This window comes from Nostoc sp. WHI, from assembly GCF_015714725.1.
In the GTDB taxonomy this organism is placed as follows: Bacteria; Cyanobacteriota; Cyanobacteriia; order Cyanobacteriales; family Nostocaceae; genus Nostoc.
In genome coordinates this window covers 1-4,088 of the sequence record NZ_WBKM01000301.1, presented here as the reverse complement: position 1 = coordinate 4,088, position 4,088 = coordinate 1, and the positions used below count along the sequence as shown (strand labels likewise).

4 protein-coding genes are annotated in these 4,088 nt (G+C 43.4%); all 4 read right to left on the bottom strand.

Going from position 1 to position 4,088, the window contains the following annotated elements:
* Positions 1-198: 198 nt before the first annotated feature.
* The 4 genes from F8S12_RS31200 to F8S12_RS31185 all read right to left on the bottom strand — a co-directional run bounded on the left by F8S12_RS31200 (position 199) and on the right by F8S12_RS31185 (position 3,714).
* Positions 199-2,184 carry a DEAD/DEAH box helicase family protein gene (locus tag F8S12_RS31200; protein ID WP_230968395.1) on the bottom strand — a complete coding sequence of 662 codons (1,986 nt, stop codon included), beginning with the start codon at positions 2,182-2,184 and terminating at the stop codon, positions 199-201.
* Between the two features lie 300 nt (positions 2,185-2,484).
* Positions 2,485-2,808: a XisI protein gene (locus F8S12_RS31195; RefSeq protein WP_196520171.1), complete on the bottom strand. Its 324-nt coding sequence runs from the start codon at positions 2,806-2,808 to the stop codon at positions 2,485-2,487.
* Positions 2,766-3,212, bottom strand: coding sequence for a XisH family protein (locus F8S12_RS31190; RefSeq protein ID WP_196520170.1), 447 nt, complete (start codon positions 3,210-3,212; stop codon positions 2,766-2,768). The genes F8S12_RS31195 and F8S12_RS31190 overlap by 43 nt, the downstream gene beginning before the upstream one ends.
* A gap of 4 nt (positions 3,213-3,216) precedes the next feature.
* On the bottom strand, positions 3,217-3,714 hold the full coding sequence (locus tag F8S12_RS31185) for a restriction endonuclease subunit S (protein WP_331001467.1): 498 nt from the start codon (positions 3,712-3,714) through the stop codon (positions 3,217-3,219).
* Positions 3,715-4,088: the final 374 nt, after the last annotated feature.

Genomic DNA, 4,088 nt, shown 5'->3' with positions numbered 1-4,088 from the left:
TTTTATACTTGCGTTCTCATCTTTAGCTATTGGTTGCTGTAATTGATACTAAATATCAAAGGCTTGTTACAGATATTTTGGGAAATAATCGTCAAATGACTTACTAGCAATCTTTTTGAGATATCTCATCAAGATGAATTCTCCTGCGAATCAATATTTTATTTGTAAATAAAATCACTCCGTACTTGAATATAATTTTTAGCGATCGCACTTTTTTTGTCCGACCTCACAAAATCGCATTGCTCCCCCTTTAAAGTGTGGATAGTTGAGATTGAACCGTTCACCAATGAAATTGGCATGATCTTGGTTTTTAGCAAAGATAATGGTTTTGCCCAGGCGATCGCCACCTGCAACTTTCAACCCCCTGGTCATCAGATGCGCTAGCACCTTGTCTACAGTATCTTGATTAAATAGCCACTTATTGACTGCTTCTGCTTCTACGCGCTCCGGTGCGTTGCCTTCGTCATCCCATTCCAGAGCGTCCCACTCTTCCCTCTCTGCTTCAGAAAGTTCATCATAATTAATCCCCTGGCGTTGAAACTTCAGGGGTACTGATACAGCTTTGGGCGGTACGAGAAAGCCATCATTTACGGCATCTTCAAGTTGGTAAGCATCGGTAGGTACGCCGTTTTCTAGGTCAAATAGTCCGTAGGTATTGCGGTCTATTTCATCCTTGGGCGTGGCGGTTAGTCCTAGTAAGAGAGAATCGAAGTAGTTGAAGATGGTGCGGTATTTCTGGAAAACTGAGCGATGGGCTTCATCAATAATTATCAGGTCAAAATGCCCTGCGCCAAAACGACGCTGCCCATCGCGGGTATCATCAATTAACCCCATCATGGTGGGATAGGTGCAAGCAAACACTCGTCCTTCGGTATCTTTCTCTGTCACCAAGTTAACTGGTGCAGCATCGGGGAGGTGTTTCTTAAATACATTGATTGCCTGATTTACCAGGGCTACACGGTCTGCTAGAAACAGTGCGCGTTTGACCCAGTTACAACGCATCAGCATCTCTACCAATGCGATCGCTGTTCTGGTTTTCCCTGCACCTGTCGCCATGACTATCAAGGCTTTGCGGTCTTTATCAGTCTCGAAGGCTTCGGTAATGCGGCGAATAGCACGAGTTTGATAATAACGTTCGGCAATGCTAGGCTTAATGGTGGCTTCTGCTAAAGATTTGCGGGTAGTCCGGCGCTGTACAAGCAATTCTAATTCGGTTTTTTTGTAAAATCCTTGCACCTGTCGCGGTGGGTAATTGGTATTATCCCACAGCCAATGCTCGTAACCGTTGGAGTAGAAGATTATTGGACGCTGACCGAACTGCGTTTCTAGACAATCGGCATATAGTTTAGCCTGTTGCTGCCCGATGCGGGGGTCGTTTCGGGTACGCTTGGCTTCTACGATCGCCAGGGGTTTACCATCGTCGCCCCAGAGTACGTAGTCTACAAAGCCTTCGCCTGATGCGTTGGGCATCCCTGTAACTTCAAACTCGCGATCGCGGGATTGATCGAGTGTCCACCCTGCTTCTTTTAGCAACAGGTCTATGAAGATATCGCGGGTTTGTGCTTCAGAATAGTCGTGAGTATCTGGCTGGGTGGTGCTGGCTTTCTTGGCTGCTGCTATCTCTGCCCGTAATCGCTTTAATTCTTCATCCAGTGCGTTTTTGTCAGCGAGAAGTGTGGAGAGTTTTTCATCGCGCTCCCGCAGTTGGGTTTCCAGTTTCTGGAGTTGCTCAATGGTTTGTTTAGGCACTGGCGCAGTTTTGGGCAGTGCTTCTGGGTTGAAAGTCAGCCCCGGTTCAGGTTTGCTACTGCGTCCGTAGGTATGTGCTAACCAGTACGCAACGTGAAAAAATTCTCGTACTGCGTTTATGGCATCGTTGACAGGGATGGGTTTAGGGCTGTGGACTGCTTGATTACCCAGTTTGATGATGACTCGTGTTTTGTTAAATACTGCCTCACCTACCAAGGTTTTAAAGGTAGGTTCATGAATCAGGGCGCTCAAGTTGTCATGATAGGGCAGTTCTAGGGAATTATCGTATTGATACAACCAGTTTACGGTTAGCTCCAAGGCACGACGGGCATAAAAGCAGGCGGTACGGGGGTCGGGATATACTGCACTAAAAGCTTTATTTGCGGATTCGTAAACTGCGGGGAATTCAGCTTGGAGGAATGTAAACTGGCTCATTAAATTAATAAAGCTTTTGTCAATTTAAATACATTATATTCGGTATTTTTTGTGACTTAAAGTTAGAACCCCACGGGCTGTTTATCCCGTAACAAAAGCATGAAAATCTCTCCCTCGTCTCCCACCCTGCGGTCAGCCAAAGCTACATCACTCCCTACACTCTCGTTTTGGCTTCGCCGTGAGCGCTACTTCTCTTCTTAGGCTGCGCCCTAAGCGTAGCTATGCCGCAGGCTTTACGACAAAGCTCAGTACAAGTCAGTTGAGTCGCTAACGCTCACGATGTCAGTCTACTCCTCATTTTCAAGCTACAGAAACAGGCTGCGAATCCGGTAGAAAAGCCAGCACAATATCACGCTCAAGAATACCTTTGTTAATTAAGTCCTGAGTAATTCCACATTCCATACCATCGTATTCAATTATTACTTTCCCATTCTCGATAATTACATAGATCAGGTTGCCACGCACCCGCTTTCCTCTATCCCAACCAACCTGCATCAGAGCATAGCGATCGCGCATTTCGTCAAATATGGCATCTAAGCGAATGTTACCGTGAGATGGGCGTAGTTTGGCATAATCACTAATTACCTGTTTGACGATTTCTCGATAGGTCGTGATGGTATCCATTGGCTTACTTCCTTTTTCTCTAAATCTACAATAATCAGCTTTAAAGGTAGTTGAGCGATCGCTAGTTTTCCAATTGGCTCAGTAAATATATCGCTGTAGGTTGCTTCAGAAACAGCAAGATAAAGGTCACGTTCTGGATCGACTTGATTAAGTAACAGACGATATAGCGTATATTGACCAATAGCTTGCTCTAAGTCAGCTACTTGAGATTGACCACGAAATTGCTTAATTTCAATGGCAATGTGTTTATTTCCCTGCCGAACTCCAATAAAGCCGCTTGCACCAAGATCCACAAATAAAAAACGCTCACCATAGGAAATAACATAGGGATCGTCCGTAATTTCCCAACCGTCTTTGATAACTGCCTCTTTTACAGTTTCGTGAATGGAGTCTCTGGCTGGCACTTTATTATAATTCTCCTCTAAATGCTCTATGTTGGAGGGAAGCAAAGAGCGCGTCGAATTCTAATAGTGAGGCGCGGTGAGCAGTTTTGAGTTTTTCTACAGCTTCGACTCGTTGAGCAAATTCTTGTTGAAGTGGGAGGGGGGGAAGAAACATTTCAATCCCTACCATTCGTTTGAGTCCTAAGTCACGATTTGCAATGCCATGTGTTAGTCGTTGGGACTGTTGATAGCAGAACGAAGAATTCAGCATATTTTCTAACCATTTTAGCTCAACCTTATTTTTATTTGTTTTTAGCAATGCAACATGAACCCAAACTGCAAATGGTTCATCAAAATCAACAGTTGCTGCTATACCTGTTGTTCCCCCTTTGGTGTATAAAATGTCGCCTTGTTGTGGTCTGCATTTTTTCCATTGGATTTCAGCATCATCTGGACTAATAAACTTTAGATCATTCCAATCAATTCCTCCATGTCGGATATGTCTTGTTGATAAAAATGGAATACCTGTATCGGCATATTTTGGACAGCAATTCTCATTTTGAAATAAATAGGGTATTAATCGCCATTTTGAAATTCAATACGTAGCACAAAATAATTAGTTTTTTAGGGAAAGGCGTAGGCGCAGCGCGCACTTCTCTACAAGACGCTCCGCAAAGGGCAAGCTCAGTGACCACCGCAGGCATCACTAAAAAATAATTGACTACAATTATTAAGTATAAATACTGACATATTTGAGGGATTTGCTTAAAAACGAAGGGTAAATCCAGGAAAGTAGTTCTGTTTTTAGAATATAGAACTTAATTAAAATAACAATTTATAATAGTTATCGAGCTTTGGTAAAATTAGTGAATTGAAAAATATTAATTAGTCAAACTA

What these genes read in the sequence shown, in the direction of transcription:
- F8S12_RS31195 (WP_196520171.1), bottom strand. Translation starts at nt 2,808, where the DNA reads ATGGATACCATCACGACCTATCGAGAAATCGTCAAACAGGTAATTAGT.
- F8S12_RS31200 (WP_230968395.1), bottom strand. Translation starts at nt 2,184, where the DNA reads ATGAGCCAGTTTACATTCCTCCAAGCTGAATTCCCCGCAGTTTACGAA.